The sequence below is a fragment of the Rhodococcus sp. AC861 genome, from assembly GCF_979256035.1.
On record NZ_CEEDMW010000002.1, the window covers coordinates 102,295 to 120,246 of the forward strand.

A 17,952-nucleotide genomic window follows, 5' to 3' on the forward strand; every position below is an offset into this window, starting at 1 on the left:
GGATGTGAGGTCCACTGTAACTCAGCTCACACTCCGCTCGGTGGGGCCTCGATCACCCGAGCCGGGGAACCAGCGCGCGGGCGTCCCGGTTCGACACCGCGCCCATCCACAGTCCTGTGCCGTACGCGACGTCGTCGATCCTCTTGTACGCGGAGTACCGCAGTGGCCCCAGCCCGCCGGGCTCGCGATGCTCGGCCCAGTCGCGGACGCCCTCGGCCATCGCGACGGCCATCGCGAGCCGCCGGATCCGCCGCGAGCACAGCACGGCGAGCACCGTGACAGGCCAGTAGTGACGCACCGCGGCGGACGCCAACTGCCACGCCCCACCGACGAACCCACGAGCGGCGAAGACTGCTGCCAAACGGGTCGGGTGATCGAGACCGACGAACAGTCGACGCAGCCGCACGATCGTGACGGCGAGAGTGGCGACCGCGCCGAGCAGTCCCGCACGGGTTCCCGACGCGGTCAGCAGCAGGGCCAGCAGAGTGGTGCGCGACATCGCGACGGGGGGAACCTTGCCGCGGTGCCGAGCTGCCAGCGCGGTGGCACCGGTTCCGTAGAAGAGCTTGCGGCCGAACCACTCTCGAAGAGTGACACGGTGATCGTGGGCGACGCGCGCGACCGGCTCGTACCGCAGCCGCCATCCCGCGTCCTGGAGGCGCCAGCACAGGTCGACGTCCTCGGCGACGTGCATCGCCTCGTCGAAACCGTGCGAGTCGAGGATGGCGCGCCGACGCACGACGACGGCCGCGCTGGGAACGTAGGACACGGGGCCACCCGCCGACACCGGTGCCTCGCGGCGCCCGAGATCCAGCGACGACCGGGATCGTTCGTAGCGCGCGAGAGCACTGCCTTCCGGTTCGAGCGCGACGATGCGGGGCGCGACCAAGCCGACCGACGGATCGGAGAAATGACTGAGCACGACCTCGAGCCATCCCTTGCGTGGAACCACATCCGAGTCGAGGAATGCGACGAAGTCGGTCGTGGCGGCGGCCAGGCCCGTGTTGCGCGCAGCGGACGGCCCACGCGACATCTCGTGTCGGATGATCGTCACCGCCGCGCACAGATCGGTGCCCGCAGTCTCGGGCAGTCGAACCGGCACCGAGGACCCGTCGTCGACGACGACCACGCGCAGACCGCGCAGAGCCCGGACGAGTCGGAGCAGACCCTCGTGATTGTTGCGGACCGGCACGACCACCGTGACATCGGCGGCCGACGGCGTGCTCATCGGCCGGGGGTTCGCGACACCGGAATCGAGGAGGCGCCGAGCCACGGTGGCGGAGTCGGGATCGGAGACGCGGAGGAACCCGTCGCCGATCATCGCGGCCGCCGCGGGAGCGAGTGTGATCATCCGGGTCGGCGAGCCGCCGATGAGAACCCGACCGCCCGAGAGGGTCCTTACCCGTGGGTCGATACGCACTCCGAATCCATCGGGTAGACGACCGTCGCGCATCGGGTCATCGTAAGGGGCGCCCCGGGTATTTGTCATAAGTCGGCCACTATCGGTGGTGAACCCGATCGTCGGCGCAGATCACGTGGCGCCGGCCCGGGATCGGGCTGTCCCCCGAACGACCGACACCGACGCAGGAACGGTATCGACGACACGTCCGTGGACGCGCAGGAGTATCGCCGCGTGTCTCGACTCTCAAGCGAGACATGAGGTTCGCGCCGAGCAGGCCCCGGGGTCGGCGGCCGTGACGACCTTCGCCGCCGGCATTCCCGGTGACGACTCGCCCTCGGATCGGGCCGCCGCGGAGGACCCCGCCGGCACCCGGAAGAAGTCCGCCACGACGACCCGACGCAACCGTGAGCACTCACCAGAGGACAGCGGTCCGTCCTGCGGCGCCGACGGACTGGGCCTAGAGTCCGACGCGTGCCCGCCCGCCGCCGATCAGTCCTGCTCGCGCAGCTGACGATCGATGCTCCCGGCGGGTCCCAGAGCGTCATTCTCGACGAGCTCCGCCGCGTCGTGCTGTCCGGTGACGCGCCGCCTGGGACGCCCATCCCGCTCGGTGAGGTGGCCGAGCTCTTCGGGGTCAGCCGGATCCCGGTGCGTGAATCGCTGAAGACGCTCATCGGCGAAGGGCTGGTCGACCACCGCCCGAACGCGGGATACACGGTGGCGCAGTTGACGTCGGCGGAGCTCCGCGAGATGTACATCGTCCGCGAGGTGTTGGAGACTGCCGCACTCGCGGCCTCGGCGCAGACGGCCACCGAGGAGGACCACGCGCTGGCCGTCGCTGTCGACGCGGAACTTCGCGGCTCCATCGACGATCCGTCGAAGTACCACCGGCTCAGCCGCGAGTTCCACATGGCTCTCGCGCGCCCGTCGGGAATGGGTCGACTCCTCCATATGCTCGGTGCGGCATGGAACATCACCGAACCGCTGCAGCCGATGGTGCACGTGGCCGGTGCCGACAGGGCTGCTCTGCACGCCGATCACCAGGACATGCTGGACGCGTTCGTCGCGCGGGACACCCCGGCACTGCTCGCCGCCGCGTCGCGTCACCACGACCGCCTGAACGTGGTGATCTCCCGGATCGGAGACGAGGCCGGCCTGCGTCCCGACCCCTGACGGCAGTCGCGAAGATATATCGCCGGCGTCACGAATGCGAAATACTTCGGCACTACTTTTACGTCATTCGCACTCCGCATCTTCGGTGATCAGGAGAAGTACATGACGCAGACCGTTCCGCATTCGGGTCCTTTCGACCCGCCACCCGGCGCGAAGCCGGGAGCCAATGATCTGGTCGAAGCAGCCGGCCACCCTGTCGGCGGGGGTCTGATCAAGGACAGCTATCACCCACGCCTGACGAACGACGATCTCGCGCCGCTGAAGAAGCAGACGTGGAGCTCGTACAACCTGTTCGCGTTCTGGATGTCGGACGTGCACTCCGTCGGCGGATACGTCACCGCCGGTAGTCTTTTCGCGCTCGGTCTCGCCAGCTGGCAGGTTCTGATCTCGCTGCTCGTGGGTATCTCGATCGTCTACTTCTTCTGCAATCTGGTCGCCAAACCGTCTCAGGTGACGGGAGTGCCGTATCCGGTCATGTGCCGCAGCGTCTTCGGGGTCCTCGGCGCCAATATTCCCGCCATCATCCGCGGATTGATCGCCGTCGCCTGGTACGGAATCCAGACATTCCTGGCGTCCGCCGCGCTGGACATCGTGCTGATCAAACTCTTTCCCAGCCTCGGAAAGTATGCCGTCGTCGGCGATTACGGCTTCCTGGGACTCTCGCTGCTCGGCTGGGCGAGCTTCCTGTTCCTGTGGGTGGTCCAGGCGGCAGTGTTCTGGCGCGGCATGGAGTCGATCCGCAAGTTCATCGACTTCTGTGGTCCCGCCGTCTACGTCGTCATGTTCCTGCTCTGCGGATACCTGATCTGGAAAGCAGGGTGGAGCGCGATCGACCTCAACCTCGGCGGTGTCGTCCACACGGGGTGGAGTTCGGTGCCCGTGATGCTCGGCGCGATCGCCCTGGTGGTGTCGTACTTCTCGGGTCCGATGCTCAACTTCGGTGACTTCTCGCGGTACGGGAAGTCGTACGGAGCGGTCAAGCGCGGCAACTTCCTCGGACTGCCCGTCAACTTCCTCGTCTTCTCCATTCTCGTCGTGGTCACGGCGTCGTTGACCGTGCCGGTGTTCGGCGAACTGATCACCGACCCGGTCGAGACGGTGGCCCGTATCGACAGCACCTTCGCCATCGTGTTGGGCGCGTTGACGTTCACGATCGCCACCATCGGCATCAACATCGTCGCCAACTTCATCTCCCCGGCCTTCGACTTCTCCAACGTCGATCCGCAGCGCATCAGCTGGCGCGCCGGCGGCATGATCGCCGCGGTCGGGTCGGTGCTGATCACGCCGTGGAACCTCTACAACAACCCGGACGTCATCCACCTGACTCTCGAGACGCTGGGGGCGTTCATCGGACCACTGTTCGGCATCCTCATCGCCGACTACTACCTGGTCCGCAAGCAGAAGGTGACCGTGGACGAACTGTTCTCGATGGAGAAGACCGGACAGTACTGGTACTCCAAGGGATACAACCCGGCTGCCGTGTACGCCACCGTCGTCGGCGCCGTGGTCGCCATGTTCACGGTGCTGTTCAACGGCGCACTCGAGGGTATGGAGATCGCCGGCATGTCCACCGCGTCGAAGTACAGCTGGTTCATCGGCTGCGGCCTCGGATTCGTCGTCTACTACGTGCTGGCGACCAAGACGAAGCTCGCGGTCACCAACTTCGACGCACCCGTGTCGAGCTAGCATCACGACGTGCTCATCAAGGTCATCAACCCCAACACCACGTGGTCGATGACCGCCACGATCGAACAGTGTGCCCGGGCCGTCGTCGGCCCGGGCACACGCGTCGAGGCGGTCAGCCCGTCGATGGGACCGGCATCCATCGAAAGTCATTACGACGAGGCTCTGTCCGTCCCCGGAATTCTCGACGAGATAGCGAAAGGCGAGAAGAACGGAGTCGATGGATACGTCATCGCCTGCTTCGGTGACCCGGGGATGGATGCAGCGAGGGAGCTCGCGAGCGGACCGGTCGTCGGAATCGCCGAGGCCGCCATGCATGCCGCCAGTTTTCTCGGGCGGGGCTTCAGCGTGGTCACCACGTTGGGGCGCACCGTCGGTCGCGCACAGGATCTGGCCGACCACCACGGATTCGCGCGGGCGTGCCGCGGGATTCATGCCTGCGAGATCGCCGTGCTGGACCTCGAGACCGATCCCGATGCCCTGAAGATCATCACCGAAGCGTGCCGTACGGCCGTCGAGGTCGACGGATCCGACGCGGTGGTCCTCGGATGCGCAGGGATGGCAGACCTGTGTCGGCACATCTCCGACGAGATCGGCGTCCCCGTCGTCGACGGCGTCTCCGCCGCAACACTGTTCGTCCAGTCGCTGGTGACACTGGGACTGCGGACGTCCCGACGCGGCGAGTTCGCGCAGCCTCTCCCGAAGACGTACACCGGCCTACTGGCCGGGTTCACCACCGGCGAAGAGTGATCGCAGGAACAACTCCTGGACACCCGGTGCGCCCCGAGTCGTCCTCGGCGGCTGGGCATCGAGTCCCCGCACCTCGGCGTGGAGGTGCTCCATGGTGACGTCGAGACGATTGGCGACGTCGGCCGCGTCCTGCAATTCGTCGCGGATCGACCGGGGCACCTCGCCGTCGTACTTGTAGAAGATCTTGTGCTCCAGGCTGGCCCAGAAATCCATGGCAACGGTGCGGATCTGCAGTTCGACGTAGACGTGCTCGACCCGGTCGGACAGGAACACCGGGATCTCGACGGTCAGATGCAGGCTCCGGTACCCGTTGGGCTTCGGGTCGGCGATGTAGTCCTCGAAGTCGAGGATTCGGACGTCGTTCTGCGACGCCAGCATGTCCTTGACCCGGTAGGTGTCGGCAATGAAGCTGCAGGTGATCCGGACGCCGGCAATGTCGAACAGTCCCGCGCGTAGGGCGGGGAACGTCAGCGGGATGTTCTTGCGAACGGCCTTCTGCACCATGCTGCGCGGCGATTTCAGCCGCGACACCACGTGCTCGATCGGGCTGTAGGAGTGCAGATGCGTGAACTCTTCCTTCAGGATGTCGATCTTGGTGGTCAGCTCGTTCATGCCGAACTGGTAGGACATCATGAACCGGGTGAAATCCTCACGCGCAGCAACGAGATCGGACAGTGCCGGCTCCGCTGCGCTCATCGTGCGCCCTCGGTGAGAACCTTCTGCATGCGTATCGACGAGGTCTCGTAGCCGAGCGATTCGTACAGCCGTCGACCCGCCGTGTTGAACCCGAAGACGGTGAGCCCCAACACGGTTCCGCCGAACGCGGCGACCTCCTGCTCGGCCAGCAGCATGGCGGCACGGCCCAGACCTCGTCCGCGGTGGGGCTCGTCGATCGCGATGTCCCATACCCACCAGTCGGTGGTGTTGCCGAGAGACTGCGGACCGATCCACAGCGACCCGACGCGCTCGTCCCGTTCCATCACGTCGAACACGTGGTGGTGGGGAGCGGGTTCTCCGGCCGCGAAGTACGCCGTGAAACTCTGCTCCGCATTGTCGGTGGCCTGCTCGAGCGTCTCGCCGGAACGCACACGGTCGGCCCGGTACTCACTCTTGCTCTCCTCGATCCATGCGGGAAGGCGATCGGCGGCCATCGGGGCCAAGGACACGTCGGCGCGGTTCGGGCTGCTCACGGTTCCAGTGTCCCGGGTGGCCTCGCGACGCGCCGACGAGCGGTGCTCCGATGGTTGACGTGTCCACTTCCGGGTATTTACCCAGTTGTGAGCGCACTGTCACGCCGCCCGGAGCGGCCGTCCGGCGCACGCCCCGAGAGATCTCTCACCGCCGTCGCCGACGCGGCGGGCGGCCGCTTCACCTCTCCTGTCGAGTCCGCCACGGTGAACGATCTATGTGACGACTCGCGCGCAGTCCAGCCGGGCGACCTGTACGTGGCGCTGCCCGGCGCGACGTGGCACGGCCTGGACTTCGAACAGGACGCCGTTCGAGCCGGAGCTGTCGCGGTGCTCAGCGATCGACCGGCGTCGTCGCTGCCCACCATCGTCGTGCCGAACCCGCGCGCCGTCGTCGGTCCGCTCGCGGCCTGGTTCCACGGCAGCCCGTCGACCGCGCTGACGATGTTCGGCGTGACCGGCACGAACGGTAAGACCAGCACGACGCACTTCCTGCACGCCGGGTTACGAGCAGCGGGAGTACACGCCGGGGTGATCTCCGGTGTCGCCGTCAGCGGCGGAGGCACGGACGAGACTCCCGTCCGCACGACCCCCGAGGCCACGGTGCTGCAGCGCACCCTGTCGACCTTCGTGCACAACGGATGCAGCGCGGCGGCGCTCGAAGTGTCCTCGCACGCCGTCGCCCAGCATCGCATCGACGGAGTCGAGTTCGAGGTCGCAGCGTTCACCAACCTCGGACGCGACCACCTCGACTTCCACACGACGATGGAGGAGTACTACCGGACCAAGGCGTCACTGTTCGCGCCCGACCGCACCCGGCGTGCCGTGATCGGGATCGACGACGACCACGGACGCCGTCTCGCCTCGGAGTGCGCGGTGCCGTCGGTGACGTGTTCGACGATCGACCCGGGTGCCGACTACGTCGCCGACCGCATCGACTGCACCAGCCACCGGACGCGGTTCGTCGCCCACACCCCCATCGCAGACATTCCGATGTCACTCCAGGTGCTCGGTCCGCACCAGGTGTCCAACGCTCTCGTCGCGCTGGCATCGCTCATCTCGGGCGGCCTCGACACCCACCGCGCCGCGGCGGGAATCTCGGCGCTGCACAGCATTCCGGGTCGGTGCGAGGTCGTCGCGGCCGGGCAGGATTTCGCCGCCGTCGTCGACTACATGCACAACGTGTCCGGCCAGCACGCGATCCTCCCCTACCTCCGCAGCACGACGGCGGGTCGGCTGGTGTTGGTCATCGGTGCGACCGGTGACCGCGACGTCGGCAAGCGGTTCGAGATCGGTGCGACCGCAGCCCGGTACGCCGACGACATCGTGGTGACCGACGAGAGTGCCAACGGTGAGGATCCCGCCGCGCTGCGCGCCGACGTCCTCCGCGGTGTGCGGTCGGTCGGCCGCGGGGTGCGAGTGGTCGAGGTCGCGGATCGTCGCACCGCCTTCGAGCATGCCGTGGCGTCGGCAGGCCACGGCGACACGGTGGTCGTCGCCGGCCGGGGCAGTGACACCTGGCAGCACTTCGGCGGCACCTCGGTGTACTTCGACGACCGCGCCGAACTCCACGACGCCATCGTCGCGCTCACGCCGGCCACCCTGCGCTGACCCGGTCAGGTGTCGCGCTGGAACCGCTCGTCGATACGTGCCACCTTGTAGTAGGTCAGGGATCCGATCCAGACGACCACGAACGTGACGACGACCACCTGTCCCGCGAGGTTGAGATCGATGGCGGCGACCAGGTCCCAGACACCGCCGGTGAGCCCGAACTCGTCGCCCAGCAACGTCAGGATCTGCACGCTGCCGATGACCAGTGCCACGAAGATCGACAGGCTCGTCATCGTGATGTTGTAGTAGATCTTGCGCACCGGGGTGACGAAGGCCCAGCCGTACGCCTTGGACATGAAGACGCCGTCGAGGGTGTCCATCGTGGACATACCTGCAGCGAAGAGGACCGGCAGCGCGATGATCGCCATCGGCGGCAGCCCGCCGGCGATGGCCGTCGTGCCCGCGACGGCGAGGAGACCCACCTGGGTGGCGGTGTCGAATCCCAGACCGAACAGCAGGCCCAGCGGGTACATCTGCCACGAGTGATCGATCATCGTGTCGTAACGACCCCGGAAGATGCGGTTCATCAGGCCACGCTTGGCCAGCAGGTGATCCAGTGTCTCCGTGGAGATCTGCCCCGATCTCGCTGTCCGCCACACCTTCACGATGCCGAGGAGCACCGCGATGTTCAGTGCGGCGACGACGTACAGGAACGTCCCCGACACGAGCGTTCCGATGATGCCGCCCGTTCCCGCGAACGCCTCCTGGAACGCCGTCGCGCGGGACGCCGCGAACGCGATGGCCGCGACGAAGACGAAGACGACCGTCGAGTGCCCGAGGGAGAAGAACAGCCCGACGGCGAGAGGGCGCTTGCCCTTCTGCAACAGGAAACGCGTCGTGTCGTCGATCGCGGCGATGTGGTCGGCGTCGAACGCGTGGCGCATGCCGAGCGTGTAGGCCAGCGCCCCGGCGCCCGCGTAGACCACGGCACCGTCGGAACCGGTCAGTCCGTGGATCGTCGGGATGGAGTCGTAATGGAGGAAGAAGCCCCAGCCGATCACGTGCAGAAGAACCAGCACGCTCGCCATACCCAGCAGGCGGGGGATCTCGTCGCGCGTGACGCGTGCACGACCCGTCACGTCACCTACCGCAAGGTCCGTATCCACCGGCCCGATACTTCCCTATCCGGGCACCGTTCGCCGAGTGGGGTCAGGCGGGTCGGTCCGACCGCAGGGTCGTCGTCACGACGGCGCCGAGAGCCAGCGCCACGACGGCCGAGCCGTACACGGTGGCCGTGACGAGCAGGCCCGCGGAATGGATGGCGACACCCGCGACGATCGCGGGCACGCTGAAGGCGAGGTAGCTCAGGACCAGCGTCGTGGCGAAGACGCTGCCCCGATGCTCTGCGGGCGCGATCAGTCCGATGATGCTCATGGCGCCGAGGAACGTCGCGCCCCACCCGAAACCGGATACCGAGGTTCCGACGAAGTACAGCGGCGCGGACGCGATGTGCAGTCCGATCACGTTGAGGACGATGCCGACGGCAAGGGTCGACGCTCCGGCGATCATCGCCGTCCGAGGGCGCAGCCGGCGTGCCGATGCGGCGCCGAGTGCTCCGGCGGTGAACATGGCGAAGATGTCCAACCCACCCACGACCGCGCCGCGGAATCCGAAGACGGACCCCATGATGGAGGGCCCCAGCGACAGGTGGAAGCCACCGAGCGACCACGTCGCCACCAGCGCGGGAATCACCGGCCAGAACCGTGAGCGGATCGAGAAGGGCAGTCCGACGCGGGGAGTCAACACCCGCACGACGTGTCGACGGTCGGTGAAGCCGGACCGGACAGCGGACTCGGGGACGGCGACGATCAGCGCCGTCAACACCAGGATCGCCGCGCCGATGAGCACGTAGACCAGCGTCGTCGGTGCCGGGGCGAACTGCACCAACAGTCCGGCGCCGATGCCGCCCGCGCCCAGACCGAACGCCGGGGCGACCGAGCTGACGAGCGGGCCGAGCGTGTCCGTCGGCTGCAGGTCGATGATGGCGGCGGTGAGCGCGCCCATGGCCGCACCCGCGGCGAGACCCTGCACGATCCGTGCAGCGATCAGCCACCCCACGCCGTCGGCGACGACGAAGACGACCTGGCTGGCGACGAGCAGCAGCAACGATGCGACCACGACGGGTTTGCGACCGAGGTGATCCGACAGCGATCCCACCGTGAGCAACGCGGCCAGCAGCGCGAACACGTACACCGCGAAGACGATGGTCAACGTGGAGGCGCCGAAACCCCACTGCGCCTGGTAGACGGGGTAGAGAGGGGACGGAGCCGCGGACGACGCCATCACGGCGAAGAAGACGATCGCGACGACCCAGAAGCCGCGTGTCCTGGTCATCCATCGAGGTCCGACCGTGCCGACGTCGGCCTTGTCGACCACTGCTTCGTCACGCACCGTCATCGAGAATCCCTTCCGTGGCGGCACCCCGACGCAGTCGTTTGCTCGGGTAACCGTCGGGGTCAACCGGCCGGACCCCGTCCTGATTCCCGACTCGGTCAGATTCCTGCGGGTGCGAGCAGTGCGCGGCCGGCGGCGAACCGCAGGGCGCTCTCGGGGAGGGTGCCGGCGCGGCCGGACAGCGTCACCGACAGCGACCCTGATCCTTCATGCTGAGTGTCGACCTCGTCGAGCCGGCGGAGCGTCTGCGCGGCGACGGCCTCGGCGCTGTCGAACATGCGGACCGACGGGTCGAACGATGCCATGATCTGGTCGGCGACCAACGGGTAGTGGGTGCATCCCAGCACGATGGCCTGGACGTCGTCCGGTGTGCGCTCCGCGGCCGAGGCGATGGACGCGGTGATCGCGTCGAGATCACCGCGGTCGATGGCGTCGGCGAGACCGTGGCAGGCGATCGCCGCGACGGATGCGGATCCGGCGAACTCCTGCACCAACCGCGCCTGGTACGCGGAGGCCGTCGTGGCGGCCGTGGCCCAGATGGCGATCGAGTCATGATCGCGTGCAGCGGGTTTGACCGCGGGAACGGTGCCGATCACGGGTACCGACCCCAACGCTGCACGGGTCCCGTCGAGCGCGATGACGCTGGCCGTGTTGCACGGCAGCACCACGACGTCCGCACCCTCCGCGACGGCCCGCACGGCCGTCTCCACGACTCGCGCCAGCGTCCACTGGGCGGGCTTGGGCCCCCACGGTGCGTTGTCCGGGTCGAGGTAGAGGTGCAGATCGAGACCCGGACGCAGACGACGCAGGTGCGCTGCCGTGGGCAGCGACCCCAGCCCCGAGTCGATCAGTGCGACGTTCACGGCCCTCAATCTACCGGTCCCGTCGCACCGGAACGGCGCAGGTGAGCGCCGCGGCCGCGCAACGCGCAGACTGTATCGATGACTGCACCGCTCGAACCCGAACAGGCCGACCTGATCGCCGCGGCCGTCCTCGAGGTTCCCGGTGTCGCGGGACTGCACGCAGGCATCTTCGGCGAAGCCGTGACAGTGCTGCCCGGCCGCCGTATCGACGGCGTCGTCGTCGGTCACGAGTCGTGCTCGGTGCACATCATCGTGCGCTACCCCGGAAATCCCGATGCCGTGGCACTCGCGGTCCAGGAAACCCTCGCCCGCACGGTCCGCACACCCGTCGTCGTGACGGTGGAGGACCTCACCGTCGATTGACTGGAACCTCTCCAACTCGGGTTGCTGCACAGCAGCTTTCACGACCAGTGTTGATCCGATGCGCCGAACGGGATCGGCGCATCGGACGAGAGGACAATCATGATCATCGGGTCCGTAGGCCGCATCGTCGGCTCTGCACTCACCGTCGTCGCGACGTCGGCGGTGATGCTCGCGCCGACCGCCACCGCCGCTCCGCCGGGCGCTCCGCCCATCGCGCAGGCACGCGCGCAGGGCGTGGGAGCGACGGTCACCGTGTCGGGGACGATCACGACGCCCCCGGGCGCGTTCGAGTCCAGCTTCTTCGACGTCGGGTTCGCCGTCGAAGACCGGACGGCCGGCATCTACATCAGCGCCGCCGAGAGATCGACCCTCGCCATCGGAACAGCCGTCACCGTGACGGGGACTCTCGCCGATCAATCCGGGTTGCTGGTGGTGAAGCCCACCGCGATCACGCCGATCGGGCCGGCCGATCCGGTGGCCCCGCGACGCGTCGTCACGCGGGTGATCGGAGAGTCGACCGAGTCGTCACTGGTCACCACCGTCGGGCGGGTGACCTCCCCGGTCCTCGACGACCTGCCGTTCGGTCGGAAGTTCACCATCGCCGACCAGAGCGGTGAGACCACCGTCTACATCAACACGCAGACCGGTATCGACACGTCCGCCGTGCAAGTGGGGTCGGTGGTCCAGGTGACGGGCATGAGCAGCCAGTACGAGGACCACTACGAGATCGACGCCCGGTTCCCGGCGGATCTCGTCGTCCAGCCCTGACCGCTGAAACGCCGAACGGCGCCCACCCGCGAGGGTGAGCGCCGTTCGGTGTGTGGAGCAGGTGTTACTTGTTGATCTTCGTGACGCGTCCGGCGCCGACGGTACGTCCACCCTCACGGATGGCGAACCGCAGGCCCTCGTCCATGGCGACCGGCTGGATCAGCTTGACGGACATCTCGGTGTTGTCACCGGGCATGACCATCTCGGTGCCCTCGGGAAGGGTCACGACGCCCGTCACGTCCGTGGTACGGAAGTAGAACTGCGGGCGGTAGTTGTTGAAGAACGGGGTGTGGCGACCGCCCTCGTCCTTCGACAGGATGTATGCCTGGCCCTCGAACTCCGTGTGGGGAGTCGTGGTTCCGGGCTTGACGACGACCTGTCCACGCTCGACATCTTCGCGCTTGATGCCGCGGACGAGGAGGCCGACGTTGTCGCCCGCCTGGCCCGAGTCGAGCAGCTTGCGGAACATCTCGATACCGGTGACGGTGGTCTTGGTCGACTTCTCCTTGATGCCCACGATCTCGACATCTTCGTTGACGTTGACCGAGCCGCGCTCGATACGACCGGTGACGACGGTGCCACGACCGGTGATGGTGAAGACGTCCTCGACGGGCATGAGGAAGGGCTTCTCGGTCTCACGGACGGGGTCCGGAACCGAGTCGTCCACTGCCTGCATGAGCTCGAGAACCGACTCGCCCCACTTCTCGTCGCCCTCGAGGGCCTTGAGTGCGGAGACCTTGATGACGGGAGCGTCCTCGTCGAACTCCTGTGCGGCGAGGAGCTCGCGCACCTCCATCTCGACGAGCTCGATGATCTCGTCGTCGTCGACCATGTCGGCCTTGTTCAGTGCAACCAGGATGTACGGCACGCCGACCTGGCGAGCGAGCAGGACATGCTCGCGCGTCTGGGGCATGGGGCCGTCGGTTGCTGCGACGACGAGGATCGCGCCGTCCATCTGTGCCGCGCCGGTGATCATGTTCTTGATGTAGTCGGCGTGGCCGGGAGCATCGACGTGTGCGTAGTGACGCTTCTCGGTCTGGTACTCGACGTGGGAGATGTTGATCGTGATACCACGAGCCTTCTCCTCCGGAGCCTTGTCGATCTGGTCGAAGGCCGACGCCTCGTTCAGGTCCGGGAACTTGTCGTGCAGAACCTTGGTGATTGCAGCCGTCAGTGTCGTCTTACCGTGGTCAACGTGACCGATGGTGCCGATGTTGACGTGCGGCTTGGTCCGATCGAACTTCGCCTTGGCCACTGTGTCCTCCTGGACTGTTATTGCCTGCGTTATGCAGCATTACGGATGTACTTACGGGTGGTGCGGTGTGACGAGTGGTACCTGGTCCAGCTTCGGAGACTTATTCTCCGGTGGCCTTCGCGATGATCTCCTTCGAGACGTTCGAGGGAACCTCTGCGTAGGAATCGAAGACCATGGAGTAGTTCGCGCGACCCTGGGTGCGAGACCGCAGGTCACCGATGTAACCGAACATCTCCGACAGCGGAACCAGCGCCTTCACGACACGGGCACCACTGCGTTCCTCCATGGCCTGGATCTGGCCACGGCGGGAGTTCACGTCGCCGATCACGTCGCCCATGTACTCCTCGGGCGTGATCACCTCGACAGCCATGAGGGGCTCGAGGATGACCGGACCGGCCTTACGGGCAGCTTCCTTGAAGGCCTGCGAGCCCGCGATCTTGAACGCCATTTCCGACGAGTCGACATCGTGGTACGCACCGTCGAGAAGCGAGAGCTTGACGTTCACCAGCGGGTAGCCGGCGAGAACGCCGTACTGCATGGCATCCTGCGCGCCGGCATCCACGGACGGGATGTACTCGCGCGGGATACGACCGCCGGAGACCTTGTTCTCGAACTCGTAGGTCGCGCCGTCCTCGCCGATGAAGGGCTCGAGGGCGATGATGACCTTCGCGAACTGGCCGGAGCCACCCGTCTGCTTCTTGTGGGTGAATTCCTGCTTCTCGACCGTCTTGGTGATGGTCTCGCGGTAGGCCACCTGCGGCTTGCCGACGTTGGCCTCGACCTTGAACTCGCGACGCATGCGGTCGACGAGGATGTCGAGGTGGAGCTCGCCCATGCCGCCGATGACGGTCTGGCCGGTCTCCTCGTCGAGCTTGACCGAGAACGTGGGATCCTCTTCGGCCAGCTTCTGGATCGCCGTGCCGAGCTTCTCCTGGTCGGACTTGGTCTTCGGCTCGATCGACACCTGGATGACCGGGTCCGGGAACGTCATCGACTCGAGGATGATCTGGTTCTGCGGATCGCAGAGCGTGTCACCCGTCGTCGTGTCCTTCAGACCGATCACGGCGTAGATGTGGCCGGCGCTCGCGGTCGCGACCGGGTTCTCCTTGTTGGAGTGCATCTGGAAGAGCTTGCCCAGACGCTCCTTCTTGCCCTTGGTCGAGTTGATGACCTGCGAGCCGGAGTCGACCTTGCCCGAGTACACGCGCACGTACGTCAGCTTGCCGAAGAACGGGTGCGTGGCGATCTTGAAGGCCAGAGCCGCGAAGGGCTCGTCCGCCGACGGGAGACGCTTGATCTCCTTCTCCTCGTCACCGACGGCGTGACCGATGGTCTCGGCGACGTCGAGCGGGGACGGGAGGTAGTCGATGACCGCGTCGAGCATGGGCTGGACGCCCTTGTTCTTGAACGCGGAGCCACACAGGATCGGGTACAGCTCGGAGTTGACCGTCATCTTGCGGATGGCCGTCTTGACCTCGTCGATGGTCAGCTCGTCACCACTGAAGTGCTTCTCCAGCAGTGCCTCGTCCGACTCGGCGACGGTCTCGAGCAGCTCGGTGCGGTACTGCTCGGCCCGCTCCTTGAGCTCCTCGGGGATCTCGACGGTCTCGTAGGTCTCGCCGAGCTTGGTCTCTCCGCGCCAGACCTTCGCGTTCATCTCGATCAGGTCGACGATGCCCTCGAAGCTGTCCTCGGCACCGATCGGCAACTGGATGACCAACGGCTTGGCGCCGAGGCGATCCTTGATGGTCTGCACGGTGAAGTAGAAATCCGCACCGAGCTTGTCCATCTTGTTGACGAAACAGATGCGCGGCACGTCGTACTTGTCGGCCTGACGCCACACCTGCTCGGACTGGGGCTCGACGCCCTCCTTGCCGTCGAACACCGCGACAGCGCCGTCGAGGACGCGGAGCGAACGCTCCACCTCGACGGTGAAGTCGACGTGCCCGGGGGTGTCGATGATGTTGATCTGGTTGTCGTTCCAGAAGCACGTCGTGGCAGCAGACGTGATGGTGATGCCACGCTCCTGCTCCTGCTCCATCCAGTCCATGGTGGCTGCGCCGTCGTGGACCTCACCGATCTTGTAGGAGATACCGGTGTAGAAGAGGATGCGCTCGGTAGTGGTGGTCTTACCGGCATCGATGTGGGCCATGATGCCGATGTTGCGGACCTTGTTCAGGTCGGTCAGCACGTCCTGTGCCACGAATTCATCCCGCCTTGGTGTTGAGAGAAGTGAGTCGAAGTGTCAACGCTCGGGCGGCGTCGGATGTTTCCCGACGCCCCCGAAACGCGATCACCAGCGGTAGTGCGCGAATGCCTTGTTGGCTTCCGCCATCTTGTGCGTGTCCTCGCGACGCTTGACTGCTGCGCCGAGACCGTTGCTGGCATCGAGGAGCTCGTTGGCCAGGCGCTCGACCATCGTCTTCTCGCGACGAGCGCGGGAGAACGACACGAGCCAGCGCAGAGCCAGCGTGGTGGAGCGGCCCGGACGAACCTCGACCGGGACCTGGTAGGTGGCGCCACCGACACGACGGCTGCGGACCTCGAGGGCCGGCTTGACGTTGTCCAGTGCGCGCTTGAGCGTGACGACGGGATCGGTGCCCGTCTTCTCGCGTGCCTGCTCGAGAGCCTGGTACACGATGCGCTCTGCGGTGGACTTCTTGCCGTCCATCAGGATCTTGTTGACGAGCTGCGTGACCAGCGGGGACCCGTAGACGGGATCGTTGATCAGCGGGCGCTTGGGTGCTGGGCCTTTACGTGGCATGTCAGCTCTTCTCCTTCTTGGCGCCGTACTTGCTGCGAGCCTGCTTGCGAGCCTTGACGCCCTGCGTGTCGAGCGAGCCACGGATGATCTTGTAACGCACACCCGGGAGGTCCTTCACACGACCGCCGCGAACGAGCACCATCGAGTGCTCCTGCAGGTTGTGACCCTCACCGGGGATGTAGGCCGTGACCTCCACCGAGGTGGTCAGGCGGACGCGCGCGACCTTACGGAGAGCGGAGTTCGGCTTCTTCGGGGTGGTGGTGTACACGCGAGTGCACACACCACGGCGCTGCGGACTGCCCTTGAGGGCAGCGGTCTTCAGCTTCGCGACCTTGTCGGTGCGACCCTTGCGGACCAGCTGGTTGATTGTTGGCATGAACCGGCTTTCTTCGTGTCGATGATCAGGGATCCAGCAGTTGGGGCAAGAGAACGCTGCCCCTCACCCAGTAGTGCTTCCGCGGGATCGTGCACCCCGCGGTCGGGTGTGTCGCATACCCCCACACGGCAGCCGTTGTTGCTTGCTCGATAGGAACACGAGCACGGCTGTACCTCGCATAGGCACACAGACGTACCGGCTAGGCCGGGCACGACCTGTAACGGTACCCGGCGGCGCGCCTGATGGTCAAAACGACCCGGCATCGGGTAACGCGTGCGCGCTGTCGACAGTATGAACTCTCAGGCCGACAGGTTGAGCGAGAGCTGCATCAACTTCGTCGCCGCCTGACACGGATCGGTGGGATTGCCCGGCCGGTACTGCACCCACCAGCCGATGACCCCGGAATTCGGCGACTGCGCCGCGACGCCGCACGACGCCAGGTCGTCCGGTTGACGGATCTCGAGGGCCTTCCGCGAGGACACCTCGACGTCGGTCACCGTCCACCCCATCCGCTCGTTGGCGTCCTTCTCCGCGGCCAGCGATCCGGTCTCGAACCAGTCGAAGGTCACCTTCACCGCGCCGCCCGGGCCGGTCAGGTCCCACCGGCAGATGGCGCCGATGAACCCTTGGTCGATCGCGTCGCCGCCGACCACGTCGGCGATCTGCTCCGGCGTGACCGTGTTGCACTCCTCGAGCAGTGACTGGAACTCGCCGCCGTCGGTGTCGATCCCCTCGGCCACCGCACGACCCTCGATGGTGGTGCCGCATGCACTCAGCACCAGCGCGGCGCCGGCCAGCATCGCAGCGATCCTCTTCACCGAGCACGCTCCGCGACGGTCTCGAGCAGACCCCGTGCGACGGCGCACGGATCGGCCGTCGGAACGCTGTCCGCGTACATCACCGAGAAGTGCACGAAGTCGTCTCCGTACTGCAGCCCGTTCTCGCACAGATAGGTCTCGCCCGTCGCGTTCTCCGACCTGGCCTCGAACCCGGGCTTGCCGTCGATCTCGATGTCCTCGGCCGGGCGACCGATGAGCTCGGAGCCCATGCGTTCGCGCCCGATGGGACTGCCGCGGTACCAGGAGAAGCTGACGGACGGACCCGTCGGACCTGACGTCTCCCACTCGCATCCCACCGAATTACGGGTCACGACAGCAAAAGCCGGCACGGCGAACGCGGCGAGCACCTCGTCGTCGGTGAGGCCGCCGCACACTCCGAAGAACGGGCCGGGACCTTCCGACGCGGTGGTGGCCAGGGTGTCGGACGTCGTGTCTCCCGACGCTCCCGAGCAGCCTGCGAGAGCGACCACCGCACCCGCGATCGCAACTGCGAGGCGGGCGGAGGTCATGGCTGCGACTCTATC

Annotated in this window: 19 protein-coding genes; 7 read left to right on the plus strand and 12 right to left on the minus strand. The window is 66.4% G+C overall.

The genetic code is table 11. The features are described from left to right. Positions 1 to 52: 52 nt before the first annotated feature. Positions 53 to 1,453 (minus strand): mycofactocin biosynthesis glycosyltransferase MftF, encoded by a 1,401-nt coding sequence (gene mftF, locus AC0IX4_RS05775; protein ID WP_471828381.1) that lies wholly within the window; start codon positions 1,451 to 1,453, stop codon positions 53 to 55. A gap of 241 nt (positions 1,454 to 1,694) precedes the next feature. On the opposite strand from mftF, the gene AC0IX4_RS05780 reads away from it, so the two are divergent. From AC0IX4_RS05780 to AC0IX4_RS05795, 4 genes are all read left to right on the plus strand, one after another. Continuing rightward, positions 1,695 to 1,913, plus strand: coding sequence for a hypothetical protein (locus AC0IX4_RS05780; protein WP_471828382.1), 219 nt, complete (start codon positions 1,695 to 1,697; stop codon positions 1,911 to 1,913). Continuing rightward, positions 1,874 to 2,575 (plus strand): GntR family transcriptional regulator, encoded by a 702-nt coding sequence (locus AC0IX4_RS05785; protein WP_471828383.1) that lies wholly within the window; start codon positions 1,874 to 1,876, stop codon positions 2,573 to 2,575. The genes AC0IX4_RS05780 and AC0IX4_RS05785 overlap by 40 nt, the downstream gene beginning before the upstream one ends. 102 nt (positions 2,576 to 2,677) lie before the next feature. Then, entirely contained in the window at positions 2,678 to 4,261 is a 1,584-nt protein-coding gene (locus AC0IX4_RS05790) for an NCS1 family nucleobase:cation symporter-1 (RefSeq protein ID WP_471828384.1), read from the plus strand. Positions 4,262 to 4,270: 9 nt separating this feature from the next. Next, a complete protein-coding gene (locus AC0IX4_RS05795; RefSeq protein WP_471828385.1) occupies positions 4,271 to 5,008 on the plus strand; it encodes an aspartate/glutamate racemase family protein in 738 nt (245 codons plus the stop codon). Here the strand turns inward: AC0IX4_RS05795 and AC0IX4_RS05800 are convergent. Together AC0IX4_RS05800 and AC0IX4_RS05805 are read right to left on the minus strand one after the other, a co-directional pair. After that, positions 4,976 to 5,704 (minus strand): GTP pyrophosphokinase, encoded by a 729-nt coding sequence (locus tag AC0IX4_RS05800; protein WP_471828386.1) that lies wholly within the window; start codon positions 5,702 to 5,704, stop codon positions 4,976 to 4,978. The genes AC0IX4_RS05795 and AC0IX4_RS05800 overlap by 33 nt on opposite strands. Then, on the minus strand, positions 5,701 to 6,198 hold the full coding sequence (locus AC0IX4_RS05805; RefSeq protein WP_471828387.1) for a GNAT family N-acetyltransferase: 498 nt from the start codon (positions 6,196 to 6,198) through the stop codon (positions 5,701 to 5,703). The genes AC0IX4_RS05800 and AC0IX4_RS05805 overlap by 4 nt, the downstream gene beginning before the upstream one ends. Positions 6,199 to 6,285: 87 nt before the next feature. Between AC0IX4_RS05805 and AC0IX4_RS05810 the strand changes: the two genes are divergently transcribed. Then, positions 6,286 to 7,806: a UDP-N-acetylmuramoyl-L-alanyl-D-glutamate--2,6-diaminopimelate ligase gene (locus AC0IX4_RS05810; RefSeq protein ID WP_471828388.1), complete on the plus strand. Its 1,521-nt coding sequence runs from the start codon at positions 6,286 to 6,288 to the stop codon at positions 7,804 to 7,806. A 5-nt stretch (positions 7,807 to 7,811) separates the two neighbouring features. Here the strand turns inward: AC0IX4_RS05810 and nicT are convergent, their stop codons facing one another. The 3 genes from nicT to AC0IX4_RS05825 all read right to left on the minus strand — a co-directional run bounded on the left by nicT (position 7,812) and on the right by AC0IX4_RS05825 (position 11,063). Beyond that, the gene (nicT, locus tag AC0IX4_RS05815) at positions 7,812 to 8,885 is read right to left on the minus strand and encodes a Nickel transporter NicT (protein ID WP_471828389.1); all 1,074 of its coding nucleotides are present in this window, start codon (positions 8,883 to 8,885) and stop codon (positions 7,812 to 7,814) included. Between the two features lie 70 nt (positions 8,886 to 8,955). Beyond that, entirely contained in the window at positions 8,956 to 10,203 is a 1,248-nt protein-coding gene (locus AC0IX4_RS05820) for an MFS transporter (protein ID WP_471828390.1), read from the minus strand. A 95-nt stretch (positions 10,204 to 10,298) separates the two neighbouring features. Further along, the gene (locus AC0IX4_RS05825) at positions 10,299 to 11,063 is read right to left on the minus strand and encodes a glutamate racemase (RefSeq protein ID WP_471828391.1); all 765 of its coding nucleotides are present in this window, start codon (positions 11,061 to 11,063) and stop codon (positions 10,299 to 10,301) included. Between the two features lie 78 nt (positions 11,064 to 11,141). Between AC0IX4_RS05825 and AC0IX4_RS05830 the strand changes: the two genes are divergently transcribed. Both AC0IX4_RS05830 and AC0IX4_RS05835 read left to right on the plus strand, forming a co-directional pair. Next, the gene (locus AC0IX4_RS05830; RefSeq protein WP_042573998.1) at positions 11,142 to 11,426 is read left to right on the plus strand and encodes an Asp23/Gls24 family envelope stress response protein; all 285 of its coding nucleotides are present in this window, start codon (positions 11,142 to 11,144) and stop codon (positions 11,424 to 11,426) included. Between the two features lie 99 nt (positions 11,427 to 11,525). Then, positions 11,526 to 12,194 carry a hypothetical protein gene (locus tag AC0IX4_RS05835; protein WP_471828392.1) on the plus strand — a complete coding sequence of 223 codons (669 nt, stop codon included), beginning with the start codon at positions 11,526 to 11,528 and terminating at the stop codon, positions 12,192 to 12,194. A gap of 64 nt (positions 12,195 to 12,258) precedes the next feature. Here AC0IX4_RS05835 and tuf read toward each other — a convergent pair whose 3' ends face one another. The 6 genes from tuf to AC0IX4_RS05865 all read right to left on the minus strand — a co-directional run bounded on the left by tuf (position 12,259) and on the right by AC0IX4_RS05865 (position 17,937). Beyond that, positions 12,259 to 13,449: an elongation factor Tu gene (tuf, locus tag AC0IX4_RS05840; RefSeq protein WP_042574000.1), complete on the minus strand. Its 1,191-nt coding sequence runs from the start codon at positions 13,447 to 13,449 to the stop codon at positions 12,259 to 12,261. Positions 13,450 to 13,549: 100 nt separating this feature from the next. Next, entirely contained in the window at positions 13,550 to 15,652 is a 2,103-nt protein-coding gene (fusA, locus tag AC0IX4_RS05845) for an elongation factor G (protein ID WP_042574001.1), read from the minus strand. A gap of 90 nt (positions 15,653 to 15,742) precedes the next feature. Then, positions 15,743 to 16,213: a 30S ribosomal protein S7 gene (gene rpsG / locus AC0IX4_RS05850; RefSeq protein WP_042574002.1), complete on the minus strand. Its 471-nt coding sequence runs from the start codon at positions 16,211 to 16,213 to the stop codon at positions 15,743 to 15,745. Position 16,214: 1 nt separating this feature from the next. Beyond that, entirely contained in the window at positions 16,215 to 16,589 is a 375-nt protein-coding gene (rpsL, locus tag AC0IX4_RS05855) for a 30S ribosomal protein S12 (RefSeq protein ID WP_042574003.1), read from the minus strand. Between the two features lie 299 nt (positions 16,590 to 16,888). Next, entirely contained in the window at positions 16,889 to 17,407 is a 519-nt protein-coding gene (locus AC0IX4_RS05860) for a DUF3558 domain-containing protein (protein WP_471828393.1), read from the minus strand. Beyond that, on the minus strand, positions 17,404 to 17,937 hold the full coding sequence (locus AC0IX4_RS05865; protein ID WP_471828394.1) for a DUF3558 domain-containing protein: 534 nt from the start codon (positions 17,935 to 17,937) through the stop codon (positions 17,404 to 17,406). The genes AC0IX4_RS05860 and AC0IX4_RS05865 overlap by 4 nt, the downstream gene beginning before the upstream one ends. Positions 17,938 to 17,952: the final 15 nt, after the last annotated feature.

Bases quoted from the DNA above. Each gene is read 5' to 3' on its own strand.
- mftF (WP_471828381.1), bottom strand. From the start codon at position 1,453: ATGCGCGACGGTCGTCTACCCGATGGATTCGGAGTGCGTATCGACCCA.
- AC0IX4_RS05790 (WP_471828384.1), top strand. From the start codon at position 2,678: ATGACGCAGACCGTTCCGCATTCGGGTCCTTTCGACCCGCCACCCGGC.
- AC0IX4_RS05800 (WP_471828386.1), bottom strand. From the start codon at position 5,704: ATGAGCGCAGCGGAGCCGGCACTGTCCGATCTCGTTGCTGCGCGTGAG.
- AC0IX4_RS05820 (WP_471828390.1), bottom strand. From the start codon at position 10,203: ATGACGGTGCGTGACGAAGCAGTGGTCGACAAGGCCGACGTCGGCACG.
- AC0IX4_RS05830 (WP_042573998.1), top strand. From the start codon at position 11,142: ATGACTGCACCGCTCGAACCCGAACAGGCCGACCTGATCGCCGCGGCC.
- AC0IX4_RS05835 (WP_471828392.1), top strand. From the start codon at position 11,526: ATGATCATCGGGTCCGTAGGCCGCATCGTCGGCTCTGCACTCACCGTC.
- rpsG (WP_042574002.1), bottom strand. From the start codon at position 16,213: ATGCCACGTAAAGGCCCAGCACCCAAGCGCCCGCTGATCAACGATCCC.
- rpsL (WP_042574003.1), bottom strand. From the start codon at position 16,589: ATGCCAACAATCAACCAGCTGGTCCGCAAGGGTCGCACCGACAAGGTC.
- AC0IX4_RS05865 (WP_471828394.1), bottom strand. From the start codon at position 17,937: ATGACCTCCGCCCGCCTCGCAGTTGCGATCGCGGGTGCGGTGGTCGCT.